17 protein-coding genes are annotated in these 19,387 nt (G+C 54.7%); 10 read left to right on the forward strand and 7 right to left on the reverse strand.

The genetic code is table 11. The features are described from left to right. Complete coding sequence (locus V8G57_RS11545) at positions 1–1,386, forward strand: ubiquitin-activating E1 family protein (protein ID WP_342829511.1); 1,386 nt, start codon at positions 1–3, stop codon at positions 1,384–1,386. A gap of 310 nt (positions 1,387–1,696) precedes the next feature. On the opposite strand, the gene V8G57_RS11550 is transcribed toward V8G57_RS11545, so the two are convergent. Next, on the reverse strand, positions 1,697–2,434 hold the full coding sequence (locus tag V8G57_RS11550; protein ID WP_092399441.1) for a DUF5677 domain-containing protein: 738 nt from the start codon (positions 2,432–2,434) through the stop codon (positions 1,697–1,699). A 9-nt stretch (positions 2,435–2,443) separates the two neighbouring features. Continuing rightward, on the reverse strand, positions 2,444–2,797 hold the full coding sequence (locus tag V8G57_RS11555) for a hypothetical protein (protein ID WP_342829512.1): 354 nt from the start codon (positions 2,795–2,797) through the stop codon (positions 2,444–2,446). Between the two features lie 474 nt (positions 2,798–3,271). Here V8G57_RS11555 and V8G57_RS11560 point away from each other — a divergent pair, with 474 nt between their 5' ends. The 3 genes from V8G57_RS11560 to V8G57_RS11570 all read left to right on the forward strand — a co-directional run bounded on the left by V8G57_RS11560 (position 3,272) and on the right by V8G57_RS11570 (position 6,513). Further along, complete coding sequence (locus V8G57_RS11560; RefSeq protein ID WP_342829513.1) at positions 3,272–4,180, forward strand: hypothetical protein; 909 nt, start codon at positions 3,272–3,274, stop codon at positions 4,178–4,180. A gap of 220 nt (positions 4,181–4,400) precedes the next feature. Then, entirely contained in the window at positions 4,401–4,829 is a 429-nt protein-coding gene (locus tag V8G57_RS11565) for a hypothetical protein (protein WP_342829514.1), read from the forward strand. Between the two features lie 94 nt (positions 4,830–4,923). Next, a complete protein-coding gene (locus V8G57_RS11570) occupies positions 4,924–6,513 on the forward strand; it encodes an MFS transporter (protein ID WP_342829515.1) in 1,590 nt (529 codons plus the stop codon). Positions 6,514–6,588: 75 nt separating this feature from the next. Here the strand turns inward: V8G57_RS11570 and V8G57_RS11575 are convergent, their stop codons facing one another. Continuing rightward, complete coding sequence (locus V8G57_RS11575) at positions 6,589–6,720, reverse strand: ATP-binding protein (RefSeq protein WP_425458268.1); 132 nt, start codon at positions 6,718–6,720, stop codon at positions 6,589–6,591. A gap of 112 nt (positions 6,721–6,832) precedes the next feature. Then, positions 6,833–7,066, reverse strand: a complete 234-nt coding sequence (locus V8G57_RS11580; protein ID WP_342829517.1) for a hypothetical protein — start codon at positions 7,064–7,066, stop codon at positions 6,833–6,835. A 299-nt stretch (positions 7,067–7,365) separates the two neighbouring features. On the opposite strand from V8G57_RS11580, the gene V8G57_RS11585 reads away from it, so the two are divergent. The 4 genes from V8G57_RS11585 to V8G57_RS11600 all read left to right on the forward strand — a co-directional run bounded on the left by V8G57_RS11585 (position 7,366) and on the right by V8G57_RS11600 (position 13,729). Then, the gene (locus V8G57_RS11585) at positions 7,366–8,748 is read left to right on the forward strand and encodes an aminotransferase-like domain-containing protein (RefSeq protein WP_342829688.1); all 1,383 of its coding nucleotides are present in this window, start codon (positions 7,366–7,368) and stop codon (positions 8,746–8,748) included. Between the two features lie 300 nt (positions 8,749–9,048). Next, positions 9,049–10,767: a malate dehydrogenase (quinone) gene (mqo, locus tag V8G57_RS11590; protein WP_092399423.1), complete on the forward strand. Its 1,719-nt coding sequence runs from the start codon at positions 9,049–9,051 to the stop codon at positions 10,765–10,767. Positions 10,768–11,370: 603 nt separating this feature from the next. Further along, entirely contained in the window at positions 11,371–12,006 is a 636-nt protein-coding gene (locus V8G57_RS11595) for a hypothetical protein (protein WP_342829519.1), read from the forward strand. A 220-nt stretch (positions 12,007–12,226) separates the two neighbouring features. Then, complete coding sequence (locus V8G57_RS11600; protein WP_342829520.1) at positions 12,227–13,729, forward strand: arabinofuranosidase catalytic domain-containing protein; 1,503 nt, start codon at positions 12,227–12,229, stop codon at positions 13,727–13,729. A 66-nt stretch (positions 13,730–13,795) separates the two neighbouring features. Here V8G57_RS11600 and V8G57_RS11605 read toward each other — a convergent pair whose 3' ends face one another. Then, the gene (locus V8G57_RS11605; protein ID WP_342829521.1) at positions 13,796–14,431 is read right to left on the reverse strand and encodes a LysE family translocator; all 636 of its coding nucleotides are present in this window, start codon (positions 14,429–14,431) and stop codon (positions 13,796–13,798) included. Positions 14,432–14,567: 136 nt separating this feature from the next. On the opposite strand from V8G57_RS11605, the gene V8G57_RS11610 reads away from it, so the two are divergent. Further along, positions 14,568–15,059 (forward strand): Lrp/AsnC family transcriptional regulator, encoded by a 492-nt coding sequence (locus tag V8G57_RS11610; protein ID WP_342829522.1) that lies wholly within the window; start codon positions 14,568–14,570, stop codon positions 15,057–15,059. A 25-nt stretch (positions 15,060–15,084) separates the two neighbouring features. Here V8G57_RS11610 and V8G57_RS11615 read toward each other — a convergent pair whose 3' ends face one another. Beyond that, a complete protein-coding gene (locus V8G57_RS11615; protein WP_342829523.1) occupies positions 15,085–16,227 on the reverse strand; it encodes a branched-chain amino acid ABC transporter substrate-binding protein in 1,143 nt (380 codons plus the stop codon). A 126-nt stretch (positions 16,228–16,353) separates the two neighbouring features. Then, a complete protein-coding gene (locus tag V8G57_RS11620; protein ID WP_342829524.1) occupies positions 16,354–17,586 on the reverse strand; it encodes an NAD(P)/FAD-dependent oxidoreductase in 1,233 nt (410 codons plus the stop codon). Positions 17,587–17,886: 300 nt separating this feature from the next. On the opposite strand from V8G57_RS11620, the gene V8G57_RS11625 reads away from it, so the two are divergent. After that, entirely contained in the window at positions 17,887–19,293 is a 1,407-nt protein-coding gene (locus V8G57_RS11625) for an aminotransferase-like domain-containing protein (protein WP_425458269.1), read from the forward strand. Positions 19,294–19,387 lie beyond the last annotated feature (94 nt).

Genomic DNA, 19,387 nt, shown 5'->3' on the forward strand with positions numbered 1-19,387 from the left:
ATGAACCTTACACTCGATCACACTACGTTGCACCGCGCTGCCAAATATTTCATGGACAGCGGTAAAGCCGCATCGCATGAAGCCGCCATGAATCTGCTTCAACAGTTTGGCCTGACAATCTATGTCGGCGAGGAAATCCGTAGTTCGGCTGCGCACCAGATTGCTCTCCTTACTATCGTGAACGTCACGCGACGTACGCTTCTCGGCGGCGTGGAAGTTATCGGGCTGCCGGACTGCGACAGCCTGACGGCACTCGCCCCCAACACGGGGTTGAAAGAGGCAGTGATGGCACTTGGCGGCACGCCAGTAGCCGTTGCGCGCCCCGAGTGGCCTACTGCACTGATCGGAAGCGTCGAAGACTACAGCAATAAAGACACTGCTTGGCGCATTACCTGGGAAGGTTGGCGCGCAGGAGCAGCTCCGCTAATGATCGGTGATCGCCTGTCCGAGGACAATTCTATGGCCCTGGCACCGGCATTGGCGGCGGCAGTCTGCGCCGGCGAGGTTTTCTCTCATTATGCGGGTGATCATCCGATGGCCGGACGGCGGACGGCGGGCCTGTCCCTTTGGCAGCCGGGCGCCGATTGGCTGGACGTCGACGAATCAGAGCCTGAACTCGCTTTTCTTCCTTCGAATCTTTGGATAATTGGTTTGGGCAATCTTGGCCAAGCCTTTGCGTGGTTGTTGGCACTAATGCCCTACGAAACGCCCCAAGAGTTGCAATTGGTCTTGCAAGACTATGACCGTATTGCCCCTTCAAATGACAGCACGTCGCTGCTGTCTTACAAACACGATACGAACAAAATGAAGGCCCGCGTCGTCGCAGACTGGCTCGATAAACGTGGCTTTACTACCTTCATCGAAGAACGACGTTTTGGCCCGTGGACGAAGCGGCATGCCGACGAGCCTGGCGTGGCTCTATGTGGCGTTGACAACGCTTTGGCACGCTCAGCCCTAGACCAGGCCGGCTTTCCGTTGATCGTCGAGGCTGGCCTTGGCGGTGGTCCGCAGGCTTTTCGCAGCCTTGGTATTCACACGTTTCCATCGTCGCGCACAGCTGCGGAAATCTGGGCCAAGCAGGTAACTCTGGCCGATACTTCTACGGAAGACATGCCAGCGTATCAGGCGCTCAAGAAGAGCGGTATAGACGCGTGTGGCCTTACGCAGCTTGCATCCCGGACCGTCGGGGTGCCGTTTGTAGGCCTGATTGCCGCGTGTCTTGCCATGTCGGAGCTTATTCGACGGTTGCATGGTGGAAAGGCGTTCGAATTTATTGCTGGATCTACTGCTACGCTACAGGACATCGAATTCGGGACACTACATGCCCCTCCCTACGCACATGGCTATACGAGAGCTATGCCGATGGGCTGGCCGACTGCCCCATAAGATCGCCCTAAGCAAATCGCGCAAGCAGTTTCACTTAGAGTTACGACCATTGGATTATGACGGGCCGTGTGATCGCGTCGCTGTCTTCGCAATGCGTTAGAAGGCGGATCAATTAGAGAGGGGTACAAACCTAGAAACGTGTGTGAAATCCCGAAGTTATGCAGCGCCACATCGCCGGCCAGTCGAAGCAAATAAAAACAGCCCCACGAATGGAGCCGCCGATGATTCAAATTATGGAATCAAGCGCCTGCCGCGTAAACCTCGTGCTTTCACCACCTTTAAGCGCCGTGCAGGCAGAATTTTGTGCCACTCAGTTAGCCACAGCGATGTCGTGGCGATCGTCGATATTTTTTGCAATGGCCTGAACGTTCTCGGCAGCTAGATCAGTAAAGTGACATGTCAATTCGATTAATCGGGTAAGCACGTAGATGCCTATGCTTAACAACATGGATACTACTTTTGCATTGGGCGGCGCACGATAAACCAATTTGTATACACCCTCCACATTATGCATATGCCTGGAGCTCAAGCTTGTTAAATTTGGATGCACAAATGCACACATAACTCCATATGCAGCGTAGAGATATTCGTTCTGCGTAAGCTGAAATTTCTCCTCACGCGTTTGCCTCTTGAATCCCTCCTCCTTTAAGGAGTCACGTGTCGCGCTAGCGTACTTTAATACTGACGCAATTTCAGACGCCATTTCTGCCGGGATATCGGCTGCTATCGAATCTCGATAGTTCGCAATCGTTGAATTATCCGCTTTTGCATTGTCGAAGCGGAGCTGCTCGAGATACCGAGGATCACGAGTCAAAAGAATAATATCGGCCACCCCCTCAAGCATAGAGCGGATTGGTGCCGCAGCATGGGTTTCGCAATTATTGTCGATCAAGCACAGCATCGAATGGAATTGTTCGCCAACAGTTAGCGCAAGCGCTGCCGTAACACGCGCCTCATTGGAATCCGCAACATGCCATGCCGCGACGAGTGTGTCGAATTGCACAATTACATCCTCAGCAACACCACGTAACTGCTCAATTTTTGTCATAACATTCCTTCAAGAGATCATCGCATGAACAAATGCCACTGCGTCGCAAATAGGTGGAATTGCTGCGATGAATGCCGCTGCCGCACTGAATCCAGCGGCAATCGCATTTAGCCGCCCGCTCTTTTGGGCTTGAAGCAGTAACGGATTTGCACTCACTATCGTTATACTTGGACCCGCTGCAACACCAATCAGGTTGTCCGGCACAGATGTCCTGGAGGAGAGAAACCAAAACCACGCTGCAATCAGTGCTGAAAGAGCGGCGAGTAAATTTGCCACCATGCTCATAGACATAAATAAATTTTCCATTAAGTACGATGAGTCGCGCATGCAAAAAAAACCGACTCGAAAGCCTTGCGCTTTCATGACTGAGCAGGCAGCGCTCGTAATTCTATACGGCGTTACCAGTGCTACGCGCCAAGTCTCGAACAACGGCACGAATACCCTCTAAGGCCGCGGATGCGTTTTCCTCCGCCCCTTCAATCTGGGCCGCGTCGAAGGTTGCGATCTCCAGTTCCCTTAGCAGATCCGTAAGGGCTCCCATGAAGCACTTGATGTGACTAGACATTGAACATTGGCGTCGCAAAAAAAATAGTCAATATGCTCTTCGATTTTATTGGTCATGTTTTTTATTATTTACTTGTTTGTGCAAACACGCTCTGACGCTAATGCATTGTATGCCACCTTGAGTGACATCGATCTTTGGCAATCTTCGGCCTATAAAATAAACACGATTTTGTCTTTGTTCAGCAATGTCGCGTTGACTGCAACGTACTTTGGATAGATTTTTTCTGACCGCTGAGAGGTATGATAGCAGTTCAATATTGTCTGCGAGTTGAAATGATCACTATCAATACTGCCAAAGGGCCATTCAAAGTGGAGTCTTGGGAAGACGTTCTTGAGCGCCCGGGCTTTACTCCCGATCTAGACCCCAATCAACATAAGTTAGATTCGGTGATCGGCCGCTATGTCTTTGGAGATATGGTTAAGTGCGGCCTTTCGAACTGCCACACGCCACATGCACGAGGCTATATCGTAGCCACGAAGAGTGGATTGGAGACGAATATCGGGAAGGACTGTGGAAAGAAGTATTTCGGCTTGGACTTCGACTACATGGCAAAACAGTTCGATATCGACATGGCAGCGCATGAAAACCGTGACATCCTTTGGAGCTTCAGTTTTCAGGTTGAAGAACTCGAAGCGAAAATTGCTATGCTCCGAACATCTGACAAGGGTGCGGACTGGGTCAATAAAAATGCAAATGCCCTGACTGATCCAGGCAAACTTCCGCTGACGGTCACAAGACAGATTGGCGAACTCGTTAAGCAAAAGTCAGGCAGGTACACTAGAGAACGCGAGGCCACTGCACAAGAAGCCGAGGACATGGAGACCAAGGCCGGCCGAAAGCTTGATCGACCTCTGTACATCACCGATTATGAAGTCAACATTCGTGGGATTGAGGCGCTCTATCCAGAGAACAATCTTCGTGAGCTGCTAATTGTTCAGATTCTTGATGAGTTGAAAGCCTTTAAAAAACTGTCCATTGATGAATTGTCGCACGCTCAGTTGATCCGCTGGAAGAAATGGGCAACCTCAGTCGACCTAATTTTAGATAACGCCAGTGCCTCCATTGATCATGGACGTGTTCTTTTGACAAAAGAAAATCTTGAACCGCTATCAAGACTTGAGAACTTAAATAAAAACGGTGAATTACAGCGTTTCCTCGCTTTTATAGGGCAGCTGTGCTGATTAACCATAGCAGCGGAACGTAGAGCCAATAATGAACATCTTTTTGTGAACAAAAATAGCGGCAGGTTTAAAGAAACAACTTGTTAATCAGATACTTATCGCACCAATGAACAAGCGACATTGAGGACTCGTTCAATAATACTTTCACAGAATAGTAAATAATCAATGCCCATATGCAACACGCATGTGGGCATTTTTTTTCTGACTAGAGGGAAACCACATGAAGTATCCAAACGAACGATACGGCAATCCTGAAGCACTGAAATACTGGGCGCGAGGCATACCCCTGCACATGCTGGCTTACAGACTTAAACGAAGTAAAAGATGTGTATCCGACTGGCTGAACGGAGTGAAAAAAATACCTTACTGGGTACCAGAACTCCTACGCCTGCAAACAATGGAACATGAAAACATCATCCGACAAATGCGCATTGCTCCACTACGGAAGAAACTTGGACTAGTTCAGAACACAGGCCAAATCGTATTAATATTTTTAGGCGTCGCTATCCCAAACGGGCCTCGCCGATCTGCATGGTTTGGAGGTCCATTGATCAAAGACTTCGAGAGTGAATCACTCCCGATAAATCAGCCCTACGACATCAAAACGCGGATAGTCATTGTCAGTTTCGGCTGCGATTCAACGGGCTGACCGACCGGACCAAGCAATTGTCGATATTGCACCCGGCATAAATAACAATTTAGGCTATGCTTGGAACACATCAGCTCATGCGGGAGTGATATCAATGACTGTATCGCCTGCCCGCCCTCGCGACGAGGGCGCCGTTGCCGACGCGGCGGCAGATTCACTGTGCAAACTCAGCGCGCGCCCGTGGGTGCTGGCGGCCACGATACTCGCCTCAAGCATGGTGTTTATCGATGGCACCGTGGTCAACGTAGCCCTTCCCGCCCTGCAACGCGCATTCGGCGCCAGCGCATCGGATGTGCAGTGGGTAGTTGAATCCTACGCCCTATTCCTGGCGGCACTGCTGTTGGTTGGCGGCGCCGCAGGCGACCGCTTCGGGCGGCGGCGCGTGTTTGCCCTTGGCGTCGCGCTATTTGCTGTAGCGTCCATCTGGTGTGGGATGACTGGCAGCGTCATGCAATTGATTTTCGCCCGAGCGGTGCAGGGAATCGGCGGCGCCTTGCTGGTCCCAGGCAGCCTAGCGCTTATCAGTGCTTCGTTTCCCGAAGACGAGCGTGGCAAGGCGATCGGTACCTGGTCCGGTTACACCGCCATCACCGCCGCGATTGGACCGGTGGTCGGCGGATTTCTGATTGAGCATGTTTCATGGCGCCTGGCATTCCTGATCAACGTTCCGCTCGCCTTGCTGGTCGTGTTCCTCACGTTCAGATATGTACCGGAAAGCCGCGACCAGCGCGCCTCAGGCAGCCTCGACTGGACCGGCGCTGCACTGGCCAGCATCGGACTGGGATGCCTGGTCTATGGCTTGATTGAATCGTCGAACAAAGGATGGGGCGACGTTACGGTGATTGTTACGCTGGTTTTGGCTGCGCTGATGATCGCCATTTTCATCGGCGTCGAGTTACGGCATCCAGCCCCTATGCTGCCGCTCGGCTTATTCCATTCCCGCAATTTCAGCGGAGCCAACTTGCTGACGCTCATGCTATATGCGGCGCTTGGCGGCGGCCTGTATTTTCTTCCGATTAACCTGATCCTGGTGCAAGGATATTCCGCGGTCGCCGCTGGCGCTTCGTTGCTGCCATTCGTGCTACTGATGTTTTCCCTGTCAAGGTGGAGCGGCGGACTGGTTGACCGATACGGCGCCAAGAGACCGCTGGTGATTGGCCCGATGATTGCGGCGATCGGCTTTGCCTGGTTCGCCATTCCCGGCGTCGGCGGCAGTTACTGGGCAAATTATTTCCCAGCGGTGCTGATATTGGGATTCGGCATGTCGATCAGTGTCGCGCCGCTAACCACGACGGTCATGAATGCGGTCGACCAGAGCCTTGCAGGCGCGGCATCAGGCGTCAACAACGCCGTTTCGCGTACGGCCGCCCTCCTCGCCATTGCGATTTTCGGAATTGTGATGAACCTGGCGTTCAATGTTAGCCTGGACCGGCATCTCAAGAACTTGAATATTGTCCCGGAAACCTTACACGCGATACAGATGCAGCGTGCAAAACTTGCTGCAATCGAGTTCCCAGAAGAAGCAAGCAAACGGGAGAAAGCGCTCCTGAAAAGCGCAATCAGCCAATCGTATGTATCCGGCTTCCGATGGGTGATGTTGCTCTCCGCATTGTTAGCGTTGGGGAGTGCTCTAAGCGCTCGGGTGTTAATTAGCGCCCATTCTCAAGAAAACAAAAAATCTTGAATCATAACTAAAGACGCAGAATAACCAGCCAGATTAAGCGTGTTGAATTATATGAAAGATATTGTGCGAACAGAGTCAGAAGTTGAAACTCTTTTTCAAATTTAGTCGGTCATTGTTTTTTTTGTTTCGTTGTTTCCGCATCGACTCTCCCTTTAGTTCAACTCGATGCGTCTCACTAGCTAAACGATCCAAAATAGCATCTGCCACGGTAGAGTTTTTTTTACCTAAATTGCTATGTGACCCGCCTGCCGAAGCTGCCCAATAGCCGCATCGGGAATTGCTGCCGCATCACTGGATATCGGCCGACTATTCTTTGCCATCATGGAAAGGTCAAGTCCAAACCGAGCATCCTGGCAAAGACGAAAGTGACGAGCACCAGGCCCAAGAGCGATAGCACGAAGGCTGCGGCCACCTTGCCGCCCGCGCGTAGCACCGCGCGCTTCTCCTTCCCCTTCTTCCCTTGGTCGTAATGCCACTTGATGGCGAAGAACATGCCCGTGCCGAGCACGAGAACCTTGAACGCAACTAAGACTATAGGGATCCAATCCATCATTTTGAGTATTTCCAGGCTATTGCTTGACACTATCTATCGTGAGGAACACTACCTCAAAACGCTGCTTCAGCAGCTTCATTTTTTGTTCAAACCATCCCCCTCAGGCATTCTGCTTGAATCTTTCATTACATCTACCTATGAAATAAGAATGGCATCCAGCGGAGTGATTTGCCGAATGCAGATGAGAAAGGAGAAAACGTCAACGACTGCCATGCAAGGATGATGTTGCTGCACGTCCTGAGGCATACTACCTGAAAGCAATTTCCATACATTGAGACAAAATGTCCCAGTTGAAAAACATGCAAGATGAAAATTTGCCAATCTGGTTGCCGCGATTGGCCGTGCACGGCGGGCCACGTTTTTTGCAGATTGCGGATGCGTTGCAGGCGGCGGTGGCAGAAGGATCGCTGAAACCGGGTGACCGTCTACCTCCGCAGCGCCAGTTGGCAGCACAGCTGGACGTCGACCTGACGACGATCACGCGCGCATACGACGAAGCCAGACGCCGCAACTTGTTGGAGGGCCGCGGCGCTCGAGGCACTTATGTCGCGGCGCCGAAAGTCGAATTGACCTCGATCCTCGACCTGAGCATGAATACCCCGCCACCGCCGGATGGCGTGGACTTCGACGACATGTTGAAACAAGGTTTGTCTCAAGTACTGATGAGGGCAGATAATGAATTGCTGATGACTTACCACTTGGCCGGGGGAAGCGACTCCGACCGTAAGGCTGGAGCCAAATGGCTCGAACCGATGTTTGGACATCTGGATTCTCGACAGGTTGTTGTCTGTCCGGGTGCGCAAGCGGCGATCGCCGCATTGATCCTTGCGCTGACGCAGCCTGGCGATGTCATCCTGGCAGAACCAACGAGTTATCCCGGCTTGCGTGCCGCAGCGACCCAATTCGGCCGGCACATCATTGCGGTGGAAGCGGACAAGCACGGGATGGAGCCTGAGATGCTTGAGGAAGCGTGCCGCCGGCACAAGCCTGGGCTGGTCTACCTCAATCCGACATTACAGAACCCGACCGCCATCACCATTCCGGAACGCCGGCGCAAGGAGCTCGCCAGCATCGCGAAGCGCTGCAATGTACGCATCGTCGAGGACGATCCCTACTGGCTCCTTGCCGATGCCCCGCCACCACCTATTGCCACGTTTGCCCTGGAACAGGTGTACTACATCTCAACCCTGTCGAAATGCCTGACACCCGGCTTGCGTGTCGCCTTCGTGCTAATACGCGACCCGCACGAACGCGAACGTTTCCTGGTCTCGCTAAGATCATTTGCGCTGATGGTCGCTCCTCTGACGGCCGCACTGGCCACTCAGTGGATCCTCGACGGTTCGGCTGACGGATTGATGGAAGGCGTACGCAACGAGGCGCGCCTGCGCCACCGGATGGCTCGGGATATTCTGGCGGGGCGGTATAGCGGCGCCGGAGACGGCCTGCATGTATGGCTCGAGTTGCCGGCGTATTGGAACTCCTCACAGCTTGCGCGTGCAGCCGACAGCGAGGGCATCGCAGTCACGCCGGCGGAGGCATTCGCAACTGGCAGCGGATCGGTGAATGCAATTCGGATCTCTTTGGGTAGCATCAAGGACCGTGGGCGCTTACAGGCGGGTCTTCAACGACTGTCTCATCTGCTTGCGCGGCGGCCCGAGTCGTTCAGCGCCGCTGTGGTTTAACTGTCGAGGAAACACTGTGCTTCATCCGGGAGTTCTCTCAATGCGGTCGCACTTTGGTTTGCTGCCTCAGTGTTTATTTATCGTGAGATCACGCGCGAAAGTAAACAGACTGGAAGAAAGCTACGTTAAGTTCACATCCGATCAATGTGATTGGAATTGTTTGTTTTGTGATGAGCTTGCAAATCAAGCATAATTGCGCACCTGTTCCTCGATTGAATGAGGTTTTTTCGGTATCCGGCACCGTTTTTTTTGATTGAGGGTGCCGATCGCTTTCAATATTACTTACGACGAAAAATTTCCATGAGTCAAACAAATAACAAGAATACGGTAGTAAACGCCAAAGGCAAGCGCTTCTCCCGACGTAAATTTATTGGCGCTGCCGTTGGCGCCGCAGCCGTATGGGGCGGCTACTCGGTCCTGTTCGGTGGCCAGTTCCGTGCCGCCAAGGCGGATCGCACGGTGGACGTGCTGCTGATCGGCGGCGGCATCATGAGTGCGACGCTCGGTGTCTATCTGTCCGAGCTGGAGCCTGGCTGGACCTATGAAGTGTTCGAGCGCCTGGACAAAGTGGCGGAAGAAAGTTCGAATGGCTGGAACAACGCGGGCACCGGCCACTCGGCGCTCTGCGAACTGAACTACACCCCGATGGACGACAAGGGTGAAGTGCATATTACCCAGGCGATCGGCATCAACGAGAACTTCCAGATCTCGCGCCAATTCTGGTCGCATCAGGTGCGCAAGGGCGTTCTGGGCAATCCGCGCGAATTCATCAATTCGACACCGCACATGAATTTGGTCTTTGGTCCGGAGAACCGTGAATTCATTCGCAAACGCGTCGCGGCCTTGAAGGCATCGCCGCTGTTCGCTGGCATGGAAATGACGACGGATCCGACCAAGATTGCTGAATGGATTCCGATCATGGTGGAAGGCCGCAAGCCGGACGAGATGGTCACCGCCACCCGTTCGCCGCTCGGCACCGATGTCAACCTAGGCTCGATTACCCGCCAGTTCTACAAGCATCTCAGCAGCAATGCGGGCAGCAAGATCACCACCGGATATGAGGTACGCTCGATCACCCGCAATGAGGATGGCTCCTGGCGTGTATCGGCTTTCGACATCAAGAATAGTTCCAAGATTCAGACCGTTGATGCACGCCACATCTTCATCGGCGCCGGTGGCGCCGCATTGCCGCTGCTGCAGTTGTCGGGCATTCCTGAAGCGAAGCAGTATGGCGGTTTCCCGGTAGGCGGCGAATTCCTGGTCACGGATAATCCCGCCATTACCTCGCGCCATCTGGCCAAGGTCTACGGCCTGGCGGATACGGGTTCGCCACCGATGTCGGTGCCGCATCTGGATACCCGAGTGCTGGATGGTAAAACCGTGCTGCTGTTCGGGCCGTTCGCCACCTGGTCCACCAAATTCCTCAAGAACGGATCGTATTTCGATATCGCGAAGGCAACCACGCCCTCCAATATCATTCCGCAACTTCAAGTCGGCGCCCATGAGTTTGCACTTGTCAAATATCTCGCGCAGCAATTGGAGCTGTCCAGGGAAGACAAGATGGCGGCGCTGCGCCGCTACATGCCTGAGGCAAAGGACGAAGACTGGCGTTTGTGGCAAGCCGGTCAGCGTGTGCAGATCATCAAGAACATCCCCGACAAGGGCGGCGTATTGAAGCTGGGTACCGAAGTCGTAGTTTCCGAAGATCGCTCCGTGTCTGCATTGCTGGGCGCGTCACCTGGTGGCTCTACCTCGCCAGCGATCATGCTGTCACTGCTGGAGAAAGTTTTCCCCGATCGGATGAAGACACCTGCCTGGCAGAAAAAAATTCGCGAGATCGTTCCCACTTATGGACAAAAGCTCAATGAGAACCCGCAGTTGCTTGCGACGACATGGGCAAGCACCGCTGAAACTTTGCAATTGACTATCGCATCGCCAAGTTTGGAGGGCTTCGTTCAAGGGGCCGCTCCCATCGAGCACCCTGGACAAGTGAAAAAAGTGCCAGATATCGCGCTATAGTGCCGCGAAGCTCAGGGTAAGCGACATCCACTTACTCCCTATCCAACCTGCAGCAAGCAAATCCAGCACCTCGCGCTTCTCGACTCCTGCCATGAGCAGGAGTTTTTTTTAGCCTGGCCACTTCCCGATAATGCCATATATTGAAACGCTGTACCTCCGGCCATCCGCAAACATGTTCCCGAGTTCAGCCGCAAGATATCTGAAGGTCGGCAGGAACATGCCGCGTGGGTCACTGGGTTCCATTCCGCCCGAGGTCAAGACGCCCAGTTCAAGCTCCTAAGGGTTCAGTATTTCAACGCTGAACGCTCCATCGCCCCGCGCAGTAACTGATCCTGCGGGCATCGCCTGGTAGCCCCACCCCGGACGAACTAAGGATCACAGAAGACACCACCAATAAGAAAATTGATATCAATCCGATGCAACATGTGATTGGCTTCCTGAAATGATGATTGCTAATATTGGCCAGAGGCAATCAATTTGAGCGACGGCGATAGTCGGGCTTGTGTGGAAGTTGAACCTGGCGCCCGAACTGAATGCCCTCTCCAGCGTTAATTGTTCGGCGTAGGTGGTCACTGGAAGCTCAGCAAAGAAGGAAAAGAAGAAATGTCTGTTGCTCAAAAAGTATTCCCGGGATGCTGCATGATTGCCGCGGCGTGCCTGTGCTGTTACCTGCTGATAGGCGCTGATCAACCACACAGCGCCGTGCTCACGCTGATAAGCGCCCGGCAGTCGGACGGCACCATACCATTGCCGGCGCCCGATGCCAAGTTCCAGGCGATGGCGGATTCGTCAGATGCTGCGGCACAAGGCAACCTGCGTTGCGCCGACATGGTGCTGAGCAACCCATACGGGCGAGGCGCTTCGAACTGTTTGAATGATCCGGAACCGTTGGTCGCTACCGCGGATGGAGACGCGAAGATCTTGCGCGCCAAGCTAGATCTGGTATGGCCATGCCAGGGAATCCAGCAACCGAATGCGGCACCGTCTGAATGCACCAAGATCAACGCCGACGCGGCAAATCTGGTCAGGCAGCTCGAAACGCTAGCAGAGCATGGCGACAGCCAGGCAAGCACCGATTTGTCGAATCTGGTGCAGAGCCGGAAAAAAACCGCTACCGGTGAATATTTAGATGCGCTTGACCACGCAGAAGCCCGGATCTCGCGCAGGTCGATCAGTGGCGGAATAGAAGCGGGGAAACAGATTTCTCGGCCCTCCCCGGCTTCCGCCGATGGTGTATGACCCAAGGAGATTTCGCTCACCGGAGACCAAGCTGACGCGGTCCGCTCAAGCTGGGGTGTGGCGGATTTGCCGGCATCGGCTCACTTCATTGACATTCACATTATCAGGCACTTAACACAATACGTTTTTGCCGCAATGGATTTTACGGGTTGAGAAGTAATGGCAGGTGGAATGGAGTGTCGAGAGACATGGTATCAAAATAAATAACTATGGAGACTAAATGAAAAATCATTGCGTGCAGCTGGGGTTGAATGGGCACCGCCCGTTGAGTAGGCATGCCGTAAGTACAATAAATCGCTTTTTAATGCTTTTGGCGCTTATCGTATTTTTCAGCGTGGGTTTGTTGCCAAAGGCTTCGGCCGCCACAAGTACTTGTGACATTTACGCTGCGGGAGGTACGCCGTGCTCTGCGGCCCACAGCACAGTGCGAGCCTTGTTTGGGGCGTATAACGGAAAGCTGTATCAGGTCAAGCGCGCATCTAATGGCGCCACCATGGATATTGGCACTTTAACAGCCGGTGGTATTGCCAATGCTGCTGCACAAGATACTTTCTGTGCAGGCTCCGTATGTACCATTGAAACGATCTATGACCAGACCGCAAATGGAAATCACTTGACCGTTGCGCCGGCCGGGGGAAACGGTAGCGCAGACATCACAGGCAGTGCCACCGCATTGAAGGTGACGATTGGCGGAAAGTCTGCGTATGCGGTCTATATCTCCGCGGGCGTCGGGTATCGGCGTAACAACACCTCAGGCATTGCAACCGGCAGCGCATCAGAAGGCGTATACATGGTTACCAGCGCTACCCATGTGAATAATGGTTGCTGCTTTGATTATGGCAATGCCGAGACAAATAACCTTGATACTGGCAATGGACACATGAATGCGGTCTACTTTGGCACTCTGTGCTGGTTCGCATGTACCGGATCTGGCCCCTGGGTCATGGCAGACCTTGAGAATGGGCTATTCCTGGGCGGCAACGGAAGCAATACGAATAATACTGGCCGCAATACCACTTTTGTCACGGCCATGATTAAACAAGACGCCACGACATATTCCATCAGGGATGGCGATGCCCAAACTGGCCCGTTAAAAACCGATTATGCGGGGCCGCTGCCTACTACGTCAGGATATGTGCCTTTCCACAAAGAAGGTGCCATTATTTTGGGTATTGGCGGTGACAACAGCAAGGTGGCAATCGGTAATTTCTATGAAGGCGCAATGACAACAGGCAAGCCTTCTGATGCAACCGAAAACGCCGTGCAGGTCAATATCGTTGCAGCGGGTTACAGCGGAAATGCCCTGAGTTCTTATAAAAAACTCGTCAACCAAAACAGCAGCAAGTGCGTGGACGTTCAGCAACCCAATACCAGCGCGGGTAGCAATGTCGACCTCTACACGTGCAATGGATTTGCTTGGCAGAATTGGCAAATGGTGGACTTGGGCAACGGATACTCCAGTATTTATAGCGAGCACAGCGGCATGTGCCTGGATGTCAGCGGATCTTCCACAGCCAATGGCGGCAACGTGATCCAAAATACCTGCAGCAGTAGCGCCAGTCAGCAATGGCAGGTAACAACGACCACCGCTCCCTGGTTCCGCTTGACCTCGCGCAATAGCGGAAAGGTGTTGGATGTTTCCAACTGTGGCACGGCCGACACGACCAATATCCAGCAATGGGACTGGCTCAATAATGCTTGCCAACAATGGCGGCTGCAATAACCAATGAGTTAGATGGATTTTTGCGCCAACATTATTACATCAGAGCGCTTGCACAAATAACGGGCCTCACCCCGGCTGGCCCGCAACGGCCAGCCGGGCGCCAAAACCGATCAGCAGTACAGCGAATGTCCAGCGCTGTACGGTTTGGACTACAGGACGCCTTTCTATCCAATAGCCGAGGGCCGCACCTGCCGTCGCGTACAGAACGTCGAACAGCAAGCCGATTGCCACGAGTAACACGCCCAACAGCAAGAACTGGCCAGCGACGTTGCCGGCGTCTGCATGCACGAACTGCGGCAACAGCACCGAACAGAACAGTAACGCCTTGGGATTGGTAATGTTGGTCAACAGGCCGCGCCAGGCAGCAGTACGGTAGGCCTGCGCTGAGACAGCGGACGTCGCCGCGGAGGTTTCGGGTACAAGGGACGAGGCTCGCACCAGTTTGATCCCGAGCCAGACCAGATACGCCACGCCGACCATTCTCACCACCTCGAAGGCCCAAGGCACGGTTCGCAAGAGCGTCGCCAGGCCGACGGCCGCCAAAGTGACGTGAGCGGCCCGCGCCAAGCCCAGGCCTGCCGCAGTCGCCAACGCATGCCAGCGTCCCTGCGCACTGGAGGTCTGCAGGACCAGCACCATGTCAGGCCCGGGAACCAGATAAACCGCAACCAGTGCGCCAATGAACATCCCAAGATTCGCCATGCCTGAAGCCTTCTGAATAGATAGTTACGAGCCTGATAGCATAACTGCATACCGTAGGGTTCACGTTGCGAATCGGATCGCCAAATGTTCTATAATTGGCACAGAATGCCATTCATATCATATAAAAATTCATTTCATGCCAAATATGAAGTTGGACAATCTTGACCGGCGCATCCTGGCCGCGCTACAGCGCGATGCCCGCCTGACCAATGTGCAACTCGCGGAAGAAGTGGGCTTGTCGCCGTCCCCGTGTCTGCGCCGGGTGCGCCTGCTTGAAGAGGCCGGCGTCATCCGTGGCTACCACGCGGATCTGGATCGGACCGGCATTGGCTTGGGGCTGACGGTGTTTGTCGGGGTGAAGGTCGAGCGCCACCATGAGGAGACATCGACCTCCTTTCGCAACGCGGTGGCTCTGTTGACGGAGGTCGCGTCCTGCCACCTGGTTTCCGGCGAATCCGACTTCCTGTTGCAGGTCGTGGTTCCGGACTTGCGGGCCTACGAGAATTTCTTGCTAGGCACGTTGCTCAAGCTGCCGGGTGTCAGCGACATTCGCAGCAATTTCGCCATTGCCACGGTCAAGGCGCAGATGACCATGCCCCTCGGGCATCTGCCTCAGGCGGTACAGTAAATTTTCAAGGACCGAATGGCAAGCATCAATAAGTCTTCACCGGCACAGGCACGCTTTTGGTGAAATGATAGACAGTCACCGGGGAATTCTTCAGATCCCTGTTTTGATCGAATTCGTAAGAACCCGCAATGCCTTTATAACTGACGGTCGCCATTGCCGGAGCAAATTTTTTCGGATCCACCGAATCGGCTTTCTTCATTGCCTCTGCAACCACCATTACCCCGTCATAGAAGGATATTGAATACATCAACGGCTTCAGCTGGAAGCGTTTCTCATAGCGTGCAGAAAAGTCTTTGCCGAGCGGATTCTGGTCAAGGATGATGCCGCCGACCGTACACAAGACTTTTTCATCAACCGCGTCGCCGCCGAGTTTCCCCATCTCGGCGTTGCAGATGCCGTCGCCGCCCATCAGGTAAACATTCATCCCCAGCTGCTTCATCTGGCGCTTCATCCCGGAACCTTGGCTGTACATGCCGCCATAGAATATGCCGTCGGGTTTCTTGCTCTTGATGGAAGTAATGATGGCGTTGAAATCGGTGGCCTTGTCGTTGGTGTAGTCGCGTCCGATAATTTCAATGCCGTTGGCCTTGGCTTTTTTGATGAATTCATCCGCGACGCCGACGCCGTAGGCGCTGCGATCATCGATCACCGCGACTCTTTTCAGGGCTATTTCCTTTGCTGCGTAGATGCCCATCGTGCCGCCCAGCGCATTGTCGCTGGGCGTAACCCTGAACACGTAGGGATAGCCTTGCGTGGTTATTTTCGGATTGGAAGCGATCACCGCGAGCACGATCTGCGCATCGTTGTATACCTTGGAGGCAGGCATCGCGACCCCTGAATTGTACGGCCCTATCACTGCCTTGACGCCTTCATCAACCAGTTTCTGCGCCACCTGCACGCCGATTTTCGGATCGGCCTGGTCGTCTTCGTTGAGCAGCTGGAACTTGATTTTCGAGCCGCCAATCACCAGCCCCTGCTGGTTGAGCTGATCAATCGCCATTTGTGCGCCGTTCTGGTTGTCCTTCCCGATCGCCGCTTGCGCTCCCGATAATGGGCTGGTCAGGCCGATTTTGACGATTTGCTCCCCGGCGCCAAAACACCATGCCGGCATGAGCGCCGCTGTCACGCCAAAGCCTGCCAGGGCCAGTTGAAAAGATATTTTGTTCATGACCATCTCCAAGTTGATGTTTGAGAGAACACAAATCCCATTCCTGCCGCGCGACTTCCCGAATCCGGATCTGTATTTTTTGCGCCCCTACTGCCCTGCCGCCCTGCCGATCTGCATTTCCTGCTTTCAGTAAAAACGATCCGCTGCATACGGCGCCAGGCTGAACGGCGAAGTCCGGCCGGCGACCAGGTCTGCAACCACGGCGCCGCTCAGGCCGCCCAAGGTCAGGCCGATATGCTGGTGGCCGAACGCATAAATCACGCGTGCCGATGCGCGCGATCGGCCCATCACTGGAAGGCCGTCCGGCAATGTCGGCCGGAAGCCCAGCCAGGATTCGCTGGGTGCGGTCAACGCCGGCAAGGCGCGCTGCGATGAAAATCGCAGCAATTCCAGCAGCCCTTGGTGTTTGCGCGGGTTCAGGCCGGCCAGTTCGACCGTGCCGGCCACGCGGATGCCTTTTTCCATCGGTGTCATGTAGAACCCCCGCTCCGCCCAGCCGACCGGGCGCGAGATGAGATTGGCGGTGCCGGGATACGTGATGTGGTAGCCGCGTTCAGTGTCTAGAGGAATGCGGTCGCCGCACTGCATGGCGAAGGGGCGCGAGTGCGCGCCGGCGCAGACCGCGACGTAGTCATAGGCCGCGCTGCCCGCGGCGGTTTCCAGCAGTACGCCATTCGGTTGCGGCTTGATGGCATTTACGGCACGGGTCTCCATGCGTAAACCCGATTGGCTTAGCCAGGCTTCCTGGGTTTTCAGAAAGGCCTCCGGGTCAGACAAAAACCAGGAGCCGGAAAACAGGACGCCGCGGTCGAAAAGAGGACTCAATTGCGGTTCCATTTGCTGGACCTGCTCGCGGCTGACAATGCTGAAATCGACGCCAAGCGAGCGCCGCAAGGTTAACGCCGGCTCGGATGCACGGAAGGCCGCCGCCCCCGAATACAGATACAGGCACTCGCTGGGACGGATGAACTGCGCCAGGTTTGCCTGTTCGATCATTTCACGATAGCCGTCATGCGCACGGCTCAGCAGCACCGACAGCGCGCCGGCGGAAGCAGCATAGCGCCGTTCCGTCGAGTTCCACAGGAACCGCGCCAGCCACGGCGCCAATTGCGGCAGGTAACCCCAGCGCAGGCGAAACGGGCTGTCCGAAGATAGCAAGAAACGGGGAAGATCCCGGAACACCGACGGATTATTTACCGGGATGCACGCATAGTTGGCAAAGGTGCCCGCGTTCCCATACGAAGCGCCGCCGGCGACGCCGGCCGGATCGTACACGGTGACCTGGTGACCGTCCCGCATCAGCCAATACGCTGCCGACAGGCCAACAAAACCAGCGCCGAGAACTGCCACATTTGCCATGACCGGTCCGCCCGTAGATAAAGGAATGTCCAAGTACGCCGAGCTTTCCGCTGCAGACCGTCCGCACCGGGTGTGCTCTTCTACTTTAGATGGTAATACAAATAATTTTAGTGTCCACACAAAATTTACAATTCATATATTTACATAAGTTTTGTATGGGTACAAGATATTTTTATCCTTCCCTTCTAGCGGCCACAAACTCTTATCTTCTAGCAATGTTGTCGATAATCAGAAACACAAGACTGGGTTACAATGCCCGTGTTTGCACGATTCAAATTATTTTTGTATGGAGCCATTCTCTTGCCAAAACACGAAAATCGTCATTTCGCCCCTCCCCTGCGTCGCCCCGGACTGGCAAAACCGTTCACCTACCAGGAGCTGGCTGCCAAGCTGGAAGCCGACATCCGCAGCGGTGTCTATGCGCCGGGGAGTTGCCTGCCGCCGCAGCGGCAACTGGCGGAGGAAATGGGCATCAATGTCTCGACCGTGTCGCGCAGCTATCGCGAATTGCAGCTAAGCGGACTGGTGATCGGCAGCAAGCGGCGCGGTTCGATGGTGACCGGCGGCGCGATGCCGCATGTGCCGGCCGTCGGCCCGTCCCATTCCAACGGCATCGACCTGACCATGAACCGTCCGGCGACGCGCGATTATCTTGACCAGCTGGCGCTGACCATGGCCGTTCTGCCGAAAGATCCGCGTTTTGTCGAATTGCAGGAGTATCAGCCGCCGCAAGGTCCATCCTGGGCCAGGGCCGCTGGCGCGAAATGGATGGCGGCGCCCGGCTTTGAACCGGACCCTGAGAATGTCGTTGTCACCAGCGGCGCGCAGCATGCGCTGTACGCGGTGATGAACAGCTTGATGGGAATCGACGGTGCAATACTGGCGGACCGCTTGACTTACTATGGCTTGAAGGCACTGGCGCCGGTATTCCATTTCGAGATCGTCGGAGTGGCCAGCGACGCTCAGGGCATGTTGCCGGAAGTGCTTGAGCGCGAGTGTGCAGCACGCAAGGTGAAGGCGATTTTCATCGTACCGAACTTCCAGAATCCTACCGTCGTTGTCATGAGCCTGGAGCGCCGGGCCGCGCTGGCGGAAATTGCTCGGCGCCATGACATCCAGATCATTGAAGATGATGTCTACGGCCCCTTGGTCGATCAGCGCCTGCCGCCGCTGGCGAGCTTGTGCCCTGAGCGCACATATCACATTTCCTCGACTTCAAAACTGCTGGCTCCTGGCTTGCGCCTCGGTTTTTTAGCGACACCGCCGCACCGTGCCGCGATTGCCGCCGAAGCGGTGCGCACCACCGCCTGGATGCCGGCGCCGATCTCCATGCTGATCGCCTCCTTGTGGATCGAGAATGGCATCACTGCCCAGCTGCTCGCAGCGCAACGCAAAGAACTGAAATATCGCCACGACCTGGCGCATGGCATTCTTAACGGCGCGCAGATCAGCAGTGATCCCGCATGCATGTTTATCTGGCTGGTCCTGCCGGCCCCCTGGCGCGCCGATGACTTCGCAGCCAACGCAAAGGCGCGCGGCGTTAGCGTGATGCCGGCTTCGGCATTTGCCGTCGATCGCTCGGAAAGCGAACACGGCGTAAGAATCAATCTTTCCAGCGCCTCGTCGCGGGAAGACCTGATCGTGGCGTTGAAGATACTTGCGGAAACGCTGAATGATCGGCCCCGGGCGCTTTACGGCAATGTTTAAGCGCTGCCATATTCAATAAGCCTTGATCAGGCGCGCCACGCGATTGAATATTCCGCCTGCAGACTGAATAACTTGAGGCTGCCGTTATCCAGTC

It is taken from the genome of Collimonas rhizosphaerae (genome assembly GCF_038896935.1).
In the GTDB taxonomy this organism is placed as follows: Bacteria; Pseudomonadota; Gammaproteobacteria; order Burkholderiales; family Burkholderiaceae_D; genus Collimonas; species Collimonas rhizosphaerae.